At 69.5% G+C, this 16,854-nt stretch carries 12 protein-coding genes; 1 reads left to right on the top strand and 11 read right to left on the bottom strand.

Annotation, left to right across the window (positions count from 1 at the left end):
- Positions 1–139: 139 nt before the first annotated feature.
- The 10 genes from VD997_09495 to VD997_09450 form a co-directional block, all read right to left on the bottom strand.
- Entirely contained in the window at positions 140–1,315 is a 1,176-nt protein-coding gene (locus VD997_09495; protein ID HYE62218.1) for a hypothetical protein, read from the bottom strand.
- 159 nt (positions 1,316–1,474) lie between these two features.
- Entirely contained in the window at positions 1,475–2,239 is a 765-nt protein-coding gene (locus VD997_09490; GenBank protein ID HYE62217.1) for a TIGR04290 family methyltransferase, read from the bottom strand.
- A 57-nt stretch (positions 2,240–2,296) separates the two neighbouring features.
- A complete protein-coding gene (locus VD997_09485) occupies positions 2,297–3,403 on the bottom strand; it encodes a glycosyltransferase (protein HYE62216.1) in 1,107 nt (368 codons plus the stop codon).
- Entirely contained in the window at positions 3,400–4,545 is a 1,146-nt protein-coding gene (locus tag VD997_09480; GenBank protein ID HYE62215.1) for a glycosyltransferase, read from the bottom strand. The genes VD997_09485 and VD997_09480 overlap by 4 nt, the downstream gene beginning before the upstream one ends.
- The gene (locus VD997_09475) at positions 4,542–5,681 is read right to left on the bottom strand and encodes a glycosyltransferase (GenBank protein HYE62214.1); all 1,140 of its coding nucleotides are present in this window, start codon (positions 5,679–5,681) and stop codon (positions 4,542–4,544) included. Before VD997_09475 ends, VD997_09480 begins: the two co-directional genes overlap by 4 nt.
- Positions 5,648–6,778, bottom strand: coding sequence for a glycosyltransferase family 4 protein (locus VD997_09470; GenBank protein ID HYE62213.1), 1,131 nt, complete (start codon positions 6,776–6,778; stop codon positions 5,648–5,650). The genes VD997_09475 and VD997_09470 overlap by 34 nt, the downstream gene beginning before the upstream one ends.
- Complete coding sequence (locus tag VD997_09465; GenBank protein HYE62212.1) at positions 6,775–7,833, bottom strand: Gfo/Idh/MocA family oxidoreductase; 1,059 nt, start codon at positions 7,831–7,833, stop codon at positions 6,775–6,777. Before VD997_09465 ends, VD997_09470 begins: the two co-directional genes overlap by 4 nt.
- Before the next feature lie 32 nt (positions 7,834–7,865).
- Complete coding sequence (locus VD997_09460) at positions 7,866–8,870, bottom strand: zinc-binding dehydrogenase (protein ID HYE62211.1); 1,005 nt, start codon at positions 8,868–8,870, stop codon at positions 7,866–7,868.
- Complete coding sequence (locus VD997_09455) at positions 8,867–11,179, bottom strand: SDR family NAD(P)-dependent oxidoreductase (GenBank protein ID HYE62210.1); 2,313 nt, start codon at positions 11,177–11,179, stop codon at positions 8,867–8,869. The genes VD997_09460 and VD997_09455 overlap by 4 nt, the downstream gene beginning before the upstream one ends.
- Positions 11,180–11,312: 133 nt before the next feature.
- Positions 11,313–14,108 carry a DUF1854 domain-containing protein gene (locus VD997_09450; protein ID HYE62209.1) on the bottom strand — a complete coding sequence of 932 codons (2,796 nt, stop codon included), beginning with the start codon at positions 14,106–14,108 and terminating at the stop codon, positions 11,313–11,315.
- Positions 14,109–14,391: 283 nt separating this feature from the next.
- Between VD997_09450 and VD997_09445 the strand changes: the two genes are divergently transcribed.
- On the top strand, positions 14,392–16,197 hold the full coding sequence (locus VD997_09445) for a hypothetical protein (GenBank protein ID HYE62208.1): 1,806 nt from the start codon (positions 14,392–14,394) through the stop codon (positions 16,195–16,197).
- A 53-nt stretch (positions 16,198–16,250) separates the two neighbouring features.
- Here the strand turns inward: VD997_09445 and VD997_09440 are convergent, their stop codons facing one another.
- Positions 16,251–16,853 (bottom strand): histidine phosphatase family protein, encoded by a 603-nt coding sequence (locus VD997_09440; GenBank protein ID HYE62207.1) that lies wholly within the window; start codon positions 16,851–16,853, stop codon positions 16,251–16,253.
- Position 16,854 lies beyond the last annotated feature (1 nt).

Genomic DNA, 16,854 nt, shown 5'->3' with positions numbered 1-16,854 from the left:
CCGGCGCCCGATGTGTACAACCAGCTGAATAGCGCGCGCGTCCGCCCACCCGGCTTCACATTGTTTCAGTACGCGGTGTGGCCCACGTTCACGCGGACCGATCACGGTGCAACCTGACAGGAGGTTGTGCCATGCCTAATCAGAGCAACAGTCGCGGCGGTCGGAACAGTGAAGGGGGCGGCCGCGGGCGGAATGGTGGGAATCGCGTCGGCGGGAGCCGCGGCCGTAGCGGTGGAGGGGGTCGGCGGGGCTCGTCGCAGGCCGGCAGCGCGAGCGTCACGCGCGACCACGATGAGATCCGCGAGTGGGCGGAGGAACGCGGCGGCTGCCCGTCGTCGGTCGAGGGCACCGGCTCGCGGAACGAGGCTGGCGTGCTGCGCATTGACTTCCCGGGGCGCGGCGAGGACCGCCGCATGAACCACATCAGCTGGGACGAGTTCTTCGAGAAGTTCGACGAGAACAAGCTCTCGTTTCTCAAGCAGGACTTCACCGCGAGCGGCGGTGTGAGCCGCTTCAACAAGTTCATCTGTGCGGATGATGAGAGAAACTCGGGCGGCGGACGATCTTCGCGCGGGAGCAGTGCGCGCGGGAGCAGTGGCGGTGGCGGAAGTAGCCGTCGCGGCAGCGGATCGCGCGCCAGCTCTCGGGGTAGTGCGAGCAGCCGCTCCAGTGGCGGTGGTTCGAGCCGGTCAGCTGGAACGCAGAGCGGGTCACGAGGTGGGTCGCGCTCGGAAGGAAGGTCCAGCTCTCGGCGCGGGACCAGCAGTCGCGGTGGCGATTCAGGAAGCAGCAGCACCAGTGGCGGCTCGCGCCAGGGCTCCAGCAGCAGGACGCGGTCGAGCGGGCGTACCACGTCGAGCAGCCGCTCAGGCTCTCGCTCGGGTAGCAGATCAGGGTCCGGCAGCCGCTCAGGCTCGAGCAGCCGGTCGAACTCGGGCAGCCGCTCCAGCGGGTCCGGCAGTGGCTCACGTTCCTCCAGCAACTCCGGCTCACGCAGCGGCTCCAGCAAGGGAGGTCCCGCTGGCAGCTCGCGCGGCCGCGGGATGAGCAGCAGCCGACGCGGCACGTCCGAGCGGTCCGGCCGCAGCAGCGGCGGGCGGCAGTCCGGCACATCCTCGCGCTCGGGATCGTCGCGATCCCGCAGCGCCGGTTCCCGTTCCAGCGACCGCGGGTCATCCAGCAACCGGAGCAGGGGCAGCAGCGTGTCCCGTTCCCGCCAGGGCGGCAGCAGCCGACCCAGCGGGCGCAGCTCGGGCCGGCGCGGCAGCAGCTCCAGCGGCGGCCGCTCGCAGGGCGCCCCCGGTCGCTCAGTCACCAGCGTGAGCGTGGGCGGACGCGGCGACGACTGCGAGTGCTGATCCCAACAGATTCCTCGGGTGGCACGACCCTTCTGGGTCGTGCTGTCTTTTGGAGCAGCTCACGATGAGGCACGACCCGAAGACGGATCGTGCCACCCGGTGCGCAATGTCGCCGATCACTCCTTGTCGCAGATGTAGATCTCATGCCCCGGGCGCGACATCACACGCAGCCCGGCGGAGCGCAGCATCGCCTCGCAGCAGGCCGCGTTGGGCACCCACCAGTTGGTCTGATCGGTGGCGAACGAGTGCTCGATGAAGCTCATCCGCGGCCAGCCCGGCTGTGACAGCCGCTCGCGCTCCTCCAGCGGCAGGTCCTCGGGCGCGTCAGCCACCTCGTCGTCGGCTGTGGTGAGCGTCTGGAACACCATCGTGCCCGCCGTGCGTGCCGCGGCGATGTCGAGGCCGAGAAGCGGGTGCCGCAGGTGGTAGAAGACGCCCATGAACAGCACCAGGTCGAAGGCCGCGGGCATGCCCTCGTGCTCGTCGGCGAGGTCCCAGATGCCGAGCGCGTGGTAGTGGATGCGCGACGCGAGGCCGTGCTGCGCGGCCACCCAGCGGGCCTGCTCCAGGTAATGCTCGTCGGGCTCGATCGCGTGCACCTCGGCGCCGCGCCGGGCCAGCTCCAGCGAGTAGAAGCCGGCGTTGCAGCCGATGTCGAGTGCGGTGCGCCCGCTGAGGTCAGTGGGGATGTGGTCCTTGATCTCCTCCCACTTGAAGCGCGGGAAGTCGCCCAACGGGTGGTTGGGCGCTGTCTGCTCACCGGTGGGCAGCTTGATGTTGTGGAACCACGGCGCCAGCGACGCGATCCGCGCCTCGGTGTCGCTGCGCGGCGTGATGGGCGGGGCCTGGAGGTTGAAGTTGGGGCGGGCGTGGGTGGTCAAGTGCGGTCTCGCTGGTGGGGTGAACGGGTGCCTGGTCATCGGGCGGGGGGCCATCGATCAGGCGGCTATCACGGCGCGGTTGTTCCGGGCGCGGGCCTCAGACACGTGCTGCTCGAACTCCATGGCCCGGTGTTCGGCCGTGTGCTCGCGGAGAATCCGCTGGCGGGCCCGCTCGCCGATGGCGCGGCGCTGGCCCTCGGGCATCGTGGTGAGCAGGCGAAGCACCTCCTGCGACGAGTCCGCCAGCAGGATCTCGCTGCCGGGCTCCAGCACCTCCTCGATGCCGGCCCAGATGTCGGAGATGATGGGCGTGCCGCACGCCGCGGCCTCGAAGAGGCGGACGCTGGGCGAGTAGCCGGCCTTGCGCATATGGGCGCGCGTCACGTTGAGCGTGAAGCGCTGCGAGGTGTAGAACGTGCGGTGGCGCGAGGGCGGCAGGTGCTCGATGCGGCGGACGTTCTCTGGCCATTCGATGTCGTCGGGGTACTGCGGTCCTGCGACGATCATGCGCAGGGCGGGGTCGGCGAGCGCGGGCCTGATGAGCAGGTTGCGCACGCCGGGCTGGCGGTCGGCTGAGTAGGTGCCGAGGTACCCGAGGTCCCACTTGGGCTCGCGGTCCTCGGTGTGGGGCCTGTGCACGGCGGGGTCGACGAGGCAGTAGAACGCGCGTGCCGCGGGCGAGCCGTAGGCGCGCTCGATCTTCCGCAGCGTCGGCCCGCCGGTGAAGGAGAGGTACACGTCGAAGTAGGGCACCTGGTGCGGTGACAGGTATTCGCACGTGCCGTCGGCGAGGGCTGCGAGCGTCACTGGGGTGTCGATGTCGTAGAACACACGCACGCCTTTCGCGGCTGAGCGCAGCCACTCGGCGACCTGTATGCCCTTTGGCACGTACGACCCCAGCACGACCACGTCGGCGTTGCGGACGACGCGGGTGAACCGCTGCTTGAGGTCCTGCAACGAGCGGTACAGGTGCGTGCGGCCCCACGGCGGCTTCGGCAGGTCGCGGTTGTCGGCGTACCACGGGCGGTCGCGCTCGAGGAAGGTCACCTGGTGGCCGCGCTTCGTGAGCGTGCGCATGAGGCCGCGGTAGTTGGTCGCGTGCCCGTTGCCCCAGGACGAGGTGACGGAGAGGCCGAGGAAGACGATGGAGAGTGGCGCGCTCATGGGTGGTCGTGGTTACGCGGCGGCGGTGGTGGGGGTGTCGGGTGGGGATGAGGCGCCGCCCGGCGGGAGGTCAGCACCTCCTCGACCTGGAGCGCCCGGTGCGTGTACGTGTGCTCGGAGAGGATCCGGATGCGGGCGGCCTCGCCGATCGCCCGTGCCTTCTCCGGCGTGAGCGTTGCGAGCAGCTCGGCGACCTCATCGCCGCTGCGGGCAACCAGGCACTCGGAGCCCGGCGTGAGGAAGTCACCGATCCCCTCCCAGTAGTCGGTGATCAGGCAGGCGCCGGCGCCAGCGCACTCGAAGACGCGCGTGGCGGGCGACCAGCCGTTGCTGGCCATGCTCTCGCGGGTGACGTTGAGCACCGCCAGCGGCGTGCAGTTGAGGGCGTTGTGGTCGGTGGTGTACACGTGCCCCAGCCGCCGCACGTTGGCCGGCACGTTCTTGTCCTGCCAACCGTTGCCCGCGAGCAGGAAGGACTTGCGCGGGCACAGCGCCGAGGGCCTGAGGAAGAACTCCTCGACGCGGGCCTCGCGGTCGGGCAGGCGGTTGCCAAGGAACGTGAGGTCGGCGGCGAACCGGTCATCGCGCGGCACGGGGAAGTGCGTGGTGGGGTCCAGGGCGTTGTACACGGGCACGCAGTCGCGGGCGCCGAGTGCCTTGTAGCGGTCGATGACCGGCTGCGCCCCGCCGTACGTGAACACCAGGTCGTACTTCGGGATCAGCGGCCGGAACGGGTCGGTGCGGTCGCCCTCCACGCGCGACAGCGTAGCGGGAGCATCCACATCCCAGAACGCTACCGCGGTGCGCACGGATTGGAGCCCGAGCACCGCCTCCTCAAGCAGCGCGTCGTGCACGCCCACGCCGCTGGCCTTGATCACGACGTCGCTACCCCGGGCCTGCTCGACCGTGGCCCGCACCTGCGCCTCGGTGGCCGGGTCGTACACGACCACCTCGGCCCACGATGGGTTGGGCAGGTCGCGGTGCTTCTGGCGTTCGAAGGCATCGGGCTCGTAGAACGTGACCTTGTGGCCGCGCTCGGCGAGGGCACGGATCAGCCCGCGGTAGTACGTGGCGGCGCCGTTCCAGTAGGCGGATACCAGGCTGCTGCCGAAGAACGCAATGTTAAGGGGTGCACGGCTCACGCGGCGGCTCCTAGCTCTCTGCGGGCGGGGGCGAACGTCGGCGTCGTGTCCAGCCCCAGTTGTCGGCACACTTCCATCAGCTCGTCCACGCGGTGCGAGCAGGTGTGGCGTGCGAGCACGGTCTTGAGGCCGCGGGCGGCTATGTCGTGGCGTTCCTCGGAGCTGTCGAGGAGGCGGCGGAGCGTGCGGGCCATCTCGTCACCGCTTGTGACGGAGGCGTAGTCGCCCTTGGTGAACAGCCGCTCGCAATCGGGCCAGGGGGCGCTCACCAGCGGGGCCCCGCACGCGAGTGCCTCGAACACGCGGATCGTCGGGATGCCCGGCAGGAGGGTCGTGTAGTACCGGCGCGGAACGTGGATGGCGATCCGGTGGCGGGCGTACACCGCCGGGGCGGCGGCGTTGCTCAGCCACCCGCCGTAGCGGATGCCCGCATCCTTCAGGGCAGCCAGGGCCGTGTCGGGGTAGCGCACGCCGTGCACAGTGGCCTTGAGGCCCAACTGCTTGACCGGCTTGATCAGGAACTCCTCGAGCTCCTGCGTGCGTTCCTCATCACCCCAGTTGCCGATCCACAGCACGTCGGCGCTGGGCGGGGGGTGCACGAGCGGGCGGAACACCCGCGTGTCCGCGGCCTCGTGCCACGTCCAGGCATGCCGCACCCACTGACGCTCGAGGTACATCTTCCGCAGCACCTCGCCGAAGACCAGCGCGCCGTCGAAGTGCGACAGGTCGTACCGCGCCATCTCATCCGGCTGGCTGACGGCACGGTGGTGGGTGTCGTGGAACAGCAGGCGTGCCCGCGGGTGCAGGGCCCGGTACTTCCCCAGGCGTGCGATCAGGTCGTGGTCGTTCCACTCGTGGGCGATGATCAGGTCGACGCCGTCGAGGGCGCGGTCGAGGTCCAGGGCCGCGGGGCTGTAGATGGTGCTCCGCAGCGTGGGGTACGCGTCGTGGAAGGGCTCGAGCCCCGCAGGCCCGTGGTCCCGCAGCAGGTTGTCGAGGGACCAGTTGCTCTCTTTCTCGTACACCTTCACCTGGTGCCCGCGTGCGAGCAGCTCGCCCGCGTAGCCGCGGAGGAAGTGGGCGTTGCCGTGGTTCCAGTCGCTCAGCAGCGAGTGGTAGAAGAGTGCGATCCGCATGTGTCACTTCCGTTCGTGGTCTCAACCAGCTGTGAGTACAGGTGGGCGTACGCCGCGCCGAAGCGGGCCACCGAATAACACTGCGCCTGGCGTGCCGCGGCCCGCGCGCACGCCGCCAGCCTCTCCGGGCTGTTGATGAGTCCACGCACCGAGCGCACGAGGGCGCCGCTGTCCGTCGGGTCAAAGAACACCGCGGCCTCGCTCCACAGCTCCCGCAGCGTCGGGATGTCCGCCAGCACCAGGGCGCACCCTTGGTGCGCGGCCTCCAGCGGCAGCAGCCCGAACGGCTCGTACCGCGCCGGGTGCACGTAGATGGCGGCGCGTGCGAGCGCCTCCTGCATCTCCCGCTGTGACAGCCGCCCGAGCTGCTGCACAGTCGCCGGCAGCACCGCCGAGCCCACCGGCCCGCGCGTATCGCCCGCGATTCGCGTGGGCCATGGGATGTGCGCCGCCGCCTCCGCTACCACCCCGATGTTCTTGGCCTCGTCCCACGCCCGCCCAGCGGCGAGCACGGCCTGCTCTTTCCGCAGGCCGTGAACGGATGGCACATCAGCCGCGTTGTGGATCACCTGCGCCCGGGGCAACCGTCGGTACAGCCGCTGGTACTCGGCGAGAATCGCGGCCGAGGGCGCGATGAACGCGTCCGCGCACGCGATCCCGCGCGACACCTGTGCCCGGTACTCATCCCATTCCGGCGGCGCTTCGCCACCCTTCACCGCCCGCCACCAGGAGAGGCAGCAGGAGTGCCCGACCACCACCGCCGGCCCCGCGAACCCGCACGCCCCGTGCGCGTAGCCGTTGAGGTGCACCAGGTCGGGCCCGTCCCGCGCCTCCAGCGAACGCAGCCACTCGCCCGCGGCCTCCACGTCCGCCCACGGTTCGGTCATCCACTCCAGCCTGTAGTCCGAGACTTCCAGCCGCACATTCGCCAGCGCCGCAGCGTCGGCCACCTGATCGCGCGACGGGCGCGGCCCCATGCACGCAAGCGTGTACTGCACGCCGTACGCCTGCATCGCCCGCGCCAGCGTGAGACAGTACGACCACACGCCGCCGACCGCGTCCGCCGTCATCAGCACCTTGAGCGGACGCTGCATCATGCCTCGTACATCCTGTCGAGCACCTCCGCCACGCGCACCGCCGACTCCACCGAAGGGTCGTACCTCGGGTTGCGGGCCAGCTGCCGCGCCCACGCCACCAGTGCCCGCCCCTCCCACGCGTCCGGCGGCTCCACCAGCACCTCCCGCTTGTCGCCGTGCATCCGCTCGCAGCGGAAGTCAAAGAATGAGCCGTTCACGTTGCTCACGCGAACCGCCCCGCGCGTGCCGTGGAACACGGCCTCGATGATCGCCCCCTGCCCGATGCTCGCCCACCACGAGCACGCCAGCCGCACGGTCGCCCCTCTGGCTGTGGTGAACTGCCCCACGGCGTAGTCCTCCACCTGGTGCTCGTGGTCGCTCAACGCGACACCCTGCGAGACCAGACGCGCCCAGACCTCACGCACCTCGGGATTCCCCAGCACCAGCAGCGCGTAGTCCACCAGGTGCACACCCAGATCGATCAGGCATCCGCCGCCCGCAAGGGCCCGGTCCTTGCACCACCCCTTGTCCGGCCCGTACGCGTTGTGGAACGTGAGGTCGACCGCGTAGATGTCGCCCAGTTCCCCGGCTTGCACGATCGACAAGGGCCGTGCGAACGCCTCCACATGCCGGTAGGAGAAGTCGATCCCCAGCAGCCGGTCGGCGGTGCGGGCCGCGTCGATGATCCGGCGCGTCTCCGCGGCGTTGCGCGCCAGCGGCTTCTGGCAGAACACCGCCACGCCGCGCTCGAGCGCCTTGAGGCACTGCTCCGCGTGCAGCCCGCTGGGCGTCGCGATCACAATCCCGTCCAGCCGTTCCTCCAGCAGTTCCTCGATGGCCAGCGCAGTCGCCGCTTCTGGCGCTATCGTCGCGGCCTCCGCCAGCGACGCTGCAGAACAGTCAGACAGAGCAGCGACGGGCGCCGCGCCGGATTCGACCAGCGTCCTCAGCCGCCGCCGCCCGATCCAGCCCAGCCCGAGGAATCCCAGGCGCGGAATGCGGACCTGCCGCGATGTCGCGTCGCCCGTCACCTCTGCGGGAGCCGCCTCAATCTCTGCCGAGCTTGGTGGTGTCATGGTCTCTCCTCCAATAACCGCAGGCCTGCACCTCAGGGCCTCACGATCGCCTTCAGAAACCCATCCGGCCGGTCCTTGGCCGCGCTAAGCGCATCCCCCAGCCGCTCCAGCGGGAACGCGTGCGTGCACAATGGTGCTGGGTCCATTCGCCCCGCCGCAACCTCGTCGATGGCCAGCCGCATGCCCTCCACGTACACCTTGGGGTCGCGCTCGTGGGCGTTGATCACGTCCAGCCCGCGCCAGTTCCACAGGAACATGTTCACCGTGCGCGGCCCATCCTGGTGGAACCCGGCGATGATCAGCCGCCCGCGCTCTTTGGTCAGCTCCGTCGAGAGGTCCAGGGCCTGCTGCACCCCCGCGGCCTCGACTACGACGTCGCACAGCGTTCCGCCCGTGAGCGACTTCACCCGCTCGATGACCTGCCCGTTGTCTGTGAGAGCCACCGTCTCGGGCACGCCCTGTTGCCGGGCAAGCGCGAGGGCCGACTCGCGTCGCGAGATCGCGATCACCCGCGCCCCCGCCGTGCCCGCCAGCTGCGCGATGAGCGCCCCCATGAACCCATATCCGACGATCGCCACCGTGTGGTGCGCCTCGATCCCGCTGCGTCGGAATACGTTCATGGCGCACCCCAATGCCTCCGCGGGCATCGGCACCCCGTCGAGGCCCGCTGGCAGCGGCACCACGTTGGGCGCGTCGGCCACGTCGTACTCCGCGAACGCCGCGTACGAGAGCACGCCCACGCGCTGGCCCTTGTGCAGATCGGTCACTCCCTCGCCGAGCGCATCGATCACGCCCCAGCCCTCGTGCCCGGGCTTGCCCGGCTCCAGCGGGTACCGGAACCAGGGCCGCCCCTCCCATGCCGGGATGTTGCTCCCGCACACGCCGCACCCTTCCAACCGCACCCGCACCTGCCCCTTGCCGGGCTGCGGGATCGGCTGCTCGCGGACCTCGAACGTGCCGGGGCCGGTGATGACCCCGACACGCATCGTCGTTGTCGCGCCCGCGTGAGCCGCGGGGCGTGCCTGCAAGGTCGTCATACCGCGGCCCTCTCCTGCGTCGCCCCCGCCGCCGGGTGCGTGATGTTCGCGTTCGTGATCAGCCACTGGTGCAGGCGGGCCACGCCCTCGCGCACGCCGACCCTGGGCGACCAGCCCGTCGCCTTCTTGAAACGGCGGGTATCGCTCACGAACCAGCGCTGGTCGCCGGTGCGCCATGGGGCGTGCGTCGTGCGCGTGGGCCGCCCCGCGTGCGTCGCGGTAAGCGAGAGCAGCTCCAGCAGGCTCACCGTGTGCTCGGGCCCGCCGCCGATGTTGTACGCCTGGCCGCGCGTGGTCTCGAGGTGGTGCCGCGCCAGCAGCATGGCGTCGAGCAGGTCATCCACGAAGAGCGCATCGCGCACCTGCCGCCCGTCGCCGTAGATCGTGAGCGGCGTGTCCTCGATGGCCGCGCGGATGAAGTGGCACAGCCACCCCTGGTCCTCGTTGCCGCACTGGCGCGGCCCGTAGATGCACGACATGCGGAACACGCAGGTGGGCACGCCGTAGCTGTGGGCGTAGTCCAGCACGTACTGGTCGGCCGCGCCCTTGCTGCACCCGTAGGGCGAGCAGAACTCCAGCGGCCGCTGCTCGCCGATGCCGCGGGCCCGCAGCGTGGGGTCAGTCGGGCTGTAGCGCTCGCCGTCCTGCGTGAGGTCGACATCGGTGAGGTTGCCGTACACCTTGTTGGTGCTGGTGTACAGCACGGGGCAGGGCCGACCCAGCCGCCGAACCTCTTCGAGCAGGTTCAGCGTGCCGCGCACGTTGACGTCGAAGTCCTGCTCGGGGTCAACCAGCCCGGTGGTCACGGCGACCTGCGCGGCCAGGTGGAACACCTCCGCCGCGTCGCGGACTGCTGCCTTGAGGGCGCGCCGGTCGCGCACGTCCTCCTCGCGCACATCCACCAGGCCTGGGTAGCGGCCCGTGAGCTCCTCGATGTTCCGTCGCACGCCCTCGCGGGAGAGGTTGTCGTAGACGATCACCCTCTGGCCCGCGGAGGCGAGCCGGTTGGCGAGGTTGGAACCGATGAATCCGGCGCCGCCCGTTATGAGCGTGGCCCTGGGCTTGTGGTGGCCGTTGAGCTTTGTGAGACGCGTGGGCGAAGCCTCCACATGGTGGCCGTTGCCGTTCGGGTTCGTGGCGCCATTGCTGCCCACATCCGCCCCAACAACTGGCGCCGCTGCAGCAGGCCCCGCAACACCCGCAATCGTCAACCCCCGGGCAGCCAGCTCGCCCGCCGCGGCCTCCACGCGGTCCACCGCCACCTGCCCGCGCAGCCAATCCGCCAGCTCCGCCAGCCCCTCCTCGAACCCAACCCGCGGCTCGTACCCCAGCAGCTTCCGGGCCGCGCTGATATCGGCAAAGCAGTGGCGGATGTCCCCCGTGCGGCACTTGCCCGTCACCTCCGGCTCGATGTGCGGCTTTCCGATCACGCGGGCCAGAGCCTGCGCCACCTCACGCACCGTGAAGCTCTCGCCGCTGCCGACGTTCAGCGCCTGGCCGACCGCCGTGTCGCTCCCCAGCGCCAGCACGCACGCCCGCGCCACGTCGTGCACGCTCACAAAGTCGCGCTTCTGTTGACCGTCCTCGAAAATCAGCGGCGGCTTGTTGTTCAGCAGCCGGCTCGCGAAGATGGCCAGCACGCCGGTGTACGGGTTCGACAGCGCCTGGCGCGGCCCGTACACATTGAAGAACCGCAGCGCCACCGTGGGCACCGAGTACGCCTCGCCGAAGACCAGGCACATCCTCTCCTGGTCGTACTTGGACAGGGCGTAGACAGAGGCCAAGTTCGGGACCTTCTGCTCCGGCGTGGGGACCGGCTCCAGCGTGCTCCCGTCCTCCTGGTACAACTCCCAGCCCCGGGCCAGCGACTCGCGCGTCCGATTGCCGGGGTCGATCACCATGCCGCCCGCGGTGCGGTACCGGCCCTCGCCGTAGATGCTCATGCTCGACGCGACGATCAGCCGCTTCACCGGCTTCTTGAGCAGCGCCTCCAGCAGAACCGCCGTGCCGCGGTCGTTCACGTCCATGTACTCGGCCATTTCGTACATGCTCTGGCCGACGCCCACGCGGGCCGCGAAGTGGTACACCGCATCGACGCCATCGAGGGCCTCGAGCACAACCTGCATATCACGCACGTCGCCCCGGATGAGCTCAACGTCCTTCGACAGGTACTCGGGCCGCTTCTGCCCGTCGCCGTGGACCTGCGGGATGAGCGAGTCGAGAACGCGGACGCGGTGGCCCTTGCTGAGCAAGCCGTCCGCAACATATGAGCCGATAAACCCGGCTCCGCCGGTGATGAGGATGCGCACTTGGGCCTCCGTGGAAGTGGCCCGAGTGTTCAGCAGCCCGTTGAGGCAGCGCTGAAGCTGGCGTGAACCAGCCGGACGGGGTCCGAGCGCGAGTTCTCACCGTCTGAAGCATCGCGCCGGGTGGGCCCGGTGATCACCAGTAGACATACCGCCTGAACAGCCGCGCTTCCTTCACCGGCAGCGCATCCACATCGGGCACGAAGTAGCGGTTATCGTCGGTGTCCAGCAGCATCTTGCCGCGGGCGCCGAAGTCCTGGGCCCGGTCTGGCTGAGCCCGCACCGCGAAGCGCACCGGCCCTAAGTCGGTCTGAGCGCAGATGTTCAGGAAGTTGCCCTTCTGGGAGATCGACTCGATCGAGAACACCGTGTGGACGAGGTAGCGACGCCGCAGCGCGTCGCGGATGAGCTGCTGCGCCTCCTCCGGCCAGCGGCCCAGGTAACGAATCACCCCGATCTCCACCTCGCGGCCGCTGGAGTCGAGGTGCCGCAGCGAGATGAACCCCGCGGGGAAGTGGATGGGCATGCACCGCAAGGCGTACACGCCGCCGTAGATGCGCTCGTTCTTCACCGTCACGTGCAGCGTGTTCCAGTTGCCCAGATGGATCTGGGCCAGTTCGGGCTCCAGCCAGCGGACCTTGTGGCCGCCGAGGGGCGGCAGCGGCGAGGCGTCGCTCGCGTCCTCATTCACCGCACCCGGCACAGCCTCGCTCGGCTCCGCTTCAGCGTGGACCTCCAGCGAATGCCCTTGCAGCCGCAAGAGGTTGATGTAGATTCCATCCCGCACCACCAGCTCGTCGTGGGTGCCGACCTCGGCCACCTGGCCGCGGTCCATGACGATGATGCGGTCCGCCCGTCGCAGCGTACTGAGGCGGTGGGCGATCGCGATGGTGGTGCGGTCGCGCACGACCTCGTTGAGGGCGCTCTGGATCAGGGCCTCGCTCTCGGCGTCCACGCTGCTGGTCGCCTCGTCCAGGATCAGCACCTTGGGGTCGGTCAGCAGCGCCCGCGCGATGCTGATCCGCTGCCGCTCGCCGCCGCTGAGCCCGGCGCCGCGCTCGCCCACCCACGTGTCATAGCCGTGCGGCTGCCGCATGATGAAGTCGTGACAGTTGGCCATCCGCGCGGCCGTGAGCACCGCCTCGGGCTCCGCGCTCGGCCGCCCGTAGGTCAGGTTCTCCGCGATGCTGCCGCGGAAGAGGAAGGGCTCCTGCAGCACCACTCCCATCTGCGGTCGCAGCTCGTTCTGGTCCACCTGCCGGATGTCAACGCCGTCGATCAACACCCGCCCCTCGTCCACGTCATAAAACCGGCTGAGCAGGTTGACCACGGTCGTCTTGCCTGACCCGCTGGCGCCCACAATGCCCACCATCTCCCCGGGCCGGATATGCAGATTGACCCCCCGCAGCACCGGCGTGTGGCGGCTGTACCCAAAACTCACATCCTCGAAGCGGATGTCGCCCTTGACCGTGCCCAGCTTCACCGGCTGCACCGGCGAGGCGTTGGCCAAAGGCGCATCCAGGATTTCGAAGATGCGGTTGGCCTGCGTGACGAACCCCGTCAGCCAGTTGGTGAACTGCGGCAGGGCCGCCAGCGGCCCGTAGAACATCCACAGATAGCCGAAGAACGCCATCAGCTCGCCCAGCGAGAGCCGGCCCTCCAGCACCTCGCGCCCGCCGAAGTACCACACGATCCAGCCGCCCATCTGGAACACAAGCCCGATCACCGGGTTGAAGGTGGCGATGGACATGTCGACGTGGTGCTTGGAGTCCCGCAGCCGCGCGCTCACCTTGCGGAAGCGGTCCAGCTCGCGCTCCTCCTGGTTGAACGCCTTAACGACACGGATGCCCGACAGCATGCCCGAGAGCGTCCCCGCCTGCTTGCTGCTCGCGTCCCACGACACGTAGTACCGCGGGTAGACGTAGCGCCAGAAGAACACCGTGCCGCCCATCACGAACGGCGCCGGCAGCAGCGCGTACAGGGCGAGCTTCACGTCGATCGCGAACATCATGAGCGCGACGCCCACCACCATCAGCAGCTGCAGCAGGAAGCCGCCCGTCAGCTGCCACAAGAATCCGTGCAGGCTCTCGGTGTCGTACGCCACCCGGCCCATGAGCGAGCCCACCTGCTGCTTGTCGTAGAAGCCCACGCTCAGCCGCTGGAGGTGGTCCACCAGCCGCGTCCGCATATCGCTGGTGATGGCCGTGCCGACGCGGCTGCCCAGCCGGCCATTGAAGATATTCACCACCGTGCGCAGCACCTGTACGCCAGCGAGGGTGCCGACGACGCTCAGCAGCAGCGTCATAGCCGCGGGCATCTGGTCGGCCGGCAGTGCCCCGCCCGCGTGCTCGCCCCGGGGCAGCACGTGGTCGACGAGGTAGCGCGTGAGCTGCGGCGACACCAGGTCCAGCGCCACGCCCACCAGCAGCAGGGCCATCATGACCGCTGCCTGCTTCTGGTAAGGCTTCATGAGCTTCACCATCCGCGTCAGCACCGCGCCGCGGTTGACGCAGTGCGGGCAGCTGTCGCCAGGCTGGTCGAGCATCACGCCGCACTTCTCGCAGCGGCGCGGGTCGTGCTCGTCCTCCGCGTGGATCGCGACTGCCTCGCCCTTGCGCAGCGACTCCAGCTTGGGCACCACCTTCTCGAAGCGGTATGCCTGCCGGTTGCTATAGCGGAGCAGATCGAAGTACGTCCCGTCCACTTTGGCCGCGAGCGTTCCCGAGCCCACGCCCGCCACGGTGCGGATCTCTGTCGCCTTCTCCAGCGGCAGCTGGATGACCTCACCGTCTTCCTCAGGGACGACCCACATCTGCTCGCGCGTCGCGGCCAGCCAGTGCCGCCGGTAGAACCCCGCGCGGTCGATGTCCGTCGGCGTGCACAGCACCAGCGGTGAGCCGTTCAGCCCCGCCTCGTACAGCCGCCGCCGCACGCCCTCGGGGGGCGTCTGCAGCAGCTTCTCGCTGCCCTCTTCCGGAATGTTGACGTTCGCGACGATGACGCTCTCTCCATGCCCGGCTCGGGGCGGTGTGCGTGGGCGGTGTTTCTAGCGTCCACGCCCGCCGATGTGCGGCAGCGCGGCATGAATGGGTGAATGGCCCCACCGGCTCGGGCCGCCTCAGCTGGTGCAGCCGCGCGATGAGCCCGGTGCTCCTGAGCCGGGAATCACCGCACCAACAGAGCGCCCCCGGACCCGGGGTGTAGCCTCCGGCAGCATGATCGTGTTCGGCGACCCGAGCTTCTCCCGGCCCGCCTCGGAGCTGGTGCAATCACTGCGTGAGCGCCTGCGGGCCCTCGCGGGGGATCGCACTCAGAGCGAGTCAGTGCGCGAAGCGCTGATTTTCTCGGGCCAGGTCGAGCAGGCGATCGCCGACGCCGCAGACGCGCAGCCCGGGGATTCCGACCTCGCCGCCTCCCTCCTGTGGTGCGAAGCCGCCACGGACGCACTCGCGGCGATGCTGATCGCCGATGCTCACCATCGCACGCGCGATCACAATCACTCCCTTGCCGCTCTGCGGTGGCATCACGGCGGAGCGCCCGCCGGTAGCGCAGTAACCGTCAAAGTTCCCGAGGGCTACGCCTTCTACAGCCTCTACCCCGACCAGTACGCCGCCGCGGCCTGCGCCTGGGCGCGCGTCAATCACGCTGCACGCTGCGGTCCCGTCCTCATCATCGGCCTCCGCAGCATCGGCACCTCGCTCTCCGCGGTCGTCCGCGCCACGCTCGCGCGGGAGGGCTGGCGCGCCACCCGGCTCACCATCCGTCCCAATGGAGCGCACACCGATCGCACCGTTAAACTCCCGCCCGTCCCGCTCCCCAAGGTCACCCGCGTCCTCATCGTTGATGAGGGCCCGGGCCAGTCCGGCACCTCCTTCGCTGCCGCCGCTCAAGCCGTGCACATGCACGGCATCCCACGCGAGCACATCTGCTTTCTCCCCAGCCACCAGAACGAGCTCGGCGCCGCAGCAACTGCCACCGCCCGTGAGTGGTGGGGGAGCACCACCAAGTACACTGCGTCGACGAACGTGCCGATCCTCGACGGACGATCCCTCCGCGACCACCTTCGCGAGCACACCCGCCATCTCCTGGACGACGACGTCGACGAAGGCACAAACCTGAGTGGCGGCCTCTGGCGCTCGCACACCTTCAAGTCCGAGCGCGAGTGGCCCGGCGTATTTGCGCTTCTTGATCGCGAGAAGTACCTCTACCGCGCCAGGTCCACCCGCAGGGCCATCCTCTGGAAGTTCGCCGGCATCGCCACCGGAGCCGACGGCCTGACCGGCTCGGAACGCGACCTCCGCCGCCTCACAGTCCTCGCCCGCGGCGGCCTCACTCCCGCGGTCCTCGGCTCAACCCTCGGCTTCATCGCCTTTGAGTGGACCAACGCCCGCCCGCTCACGCGGGCCGCCCTCTCAGCGCGTGTCCTCCACCACATTGCCAGGTACCTGACCCACACCCCCGCTCCGCCCCTCAGCCGGGACGAGACCCGCGCCGCCGTCGCGCGCGCCACGAACATCCTTTACTGGAACACAAAGAAGTCGCTCGGCGATCAGGCCGCAGAGGTGGCGCAGCAGCTCTGCCACGAAGCGCACCGGCTCCACCTCGACGATCTCACCTCCGCCGCGCCCGACGGCCGCCTCGCCCCGCACGAGTGGATTCTCACGCCCGATGACCGCATCCTCAAGGCCGACGCGGCCGGGCACGCGCACGACCACACCGCTGTGGGCCCGCAGCCCCTCGCCTGGGACCTCGCGGGCACTAGCGTCGAGTGGGATCTGACGGCAGAGCAGTCCGAACAGTTCGTGTCACTACTGCGAGCCAGCGGCGAGCACGACCTCCGCCCCGATCTCCTCCGCTTCTGCATCGCCGCATACGCCGCGTTCAGGCTCGGCTGCTGCGCCATGGCCGCGGACTGCGCCGGGCGCGATGAAGACGAGCGCACCCGCCTCCAACGCGAGCAGCGCTACTACGAGCGCCACTTGCGGCGAGCGCTGAACCTACAGCCTTCCGTTGACCAGTAACATCCCGCTGACATCCGACATCCGACATCCGACATCCGACATCCGACATCCCCTCACCCCATCACCACCTCCCCGGTCCCGTTCACCCCCAGCACCCACGGCCCGCCCTCCTCCACGCGGATCACCGTCACCGACGCCAGGCTGATCTCGATCCGCAGGAACAGGTCCAGCGGCACCCCCAGGAAGTACGCAGCGGCCGCCTTGATCACATCGCCGTGGCTCACCAGCGCGACCACATCATGGCCGTGCACCTCCCACAGCCGCAGCATCTCGCCCACGATCCGCCGCTGCACGTCGATCATCCGCTCGCCGCCCGGCGCCCCGCTCCCGCTGCGGAAGGTGTTCCACTGCTTCCACCGCTGATCGGCGTCCAGCACATCGAACGTCTTCCCGATCCACTCGCCGAAACCCACCTCCGCCAGCTCCTCGCGGTAGGTGACCGGCAGCTGCAGACGCGCCGCCAGTGCCGCCGCGGTCTGCTTCGTCCGCTCGATGGGGCTTGAGTAGATCGCCTTGACCGGCACCTTCGCGACCCGCTCCACCATGGCCGCGACCTGCTCGTGCCCCAGCGGGCTGAGCTTCACCGGCGTATCGCCCGCCAGCCTGTCGCCGCCGAGCAGGTGCGCCCCGTGCCGGATGAGCAGAAACGTCGCCATG

The sequence above is a fragment of the Phycisphaerales bacterium genome (genome assembly GCA_035627955.1).
In the GTDB taxonomy this organism is placed as follows: Bacteria; Planctomycetota; Phycisphaerae; order Phycisphaerales; family UBA1924; genus JAEYTB01.
The sequence above is the reverse complement of the archived record's forward strand: the minus strand, read 5'-3'. Positions and strand labels throughout refer to the sequence as shown.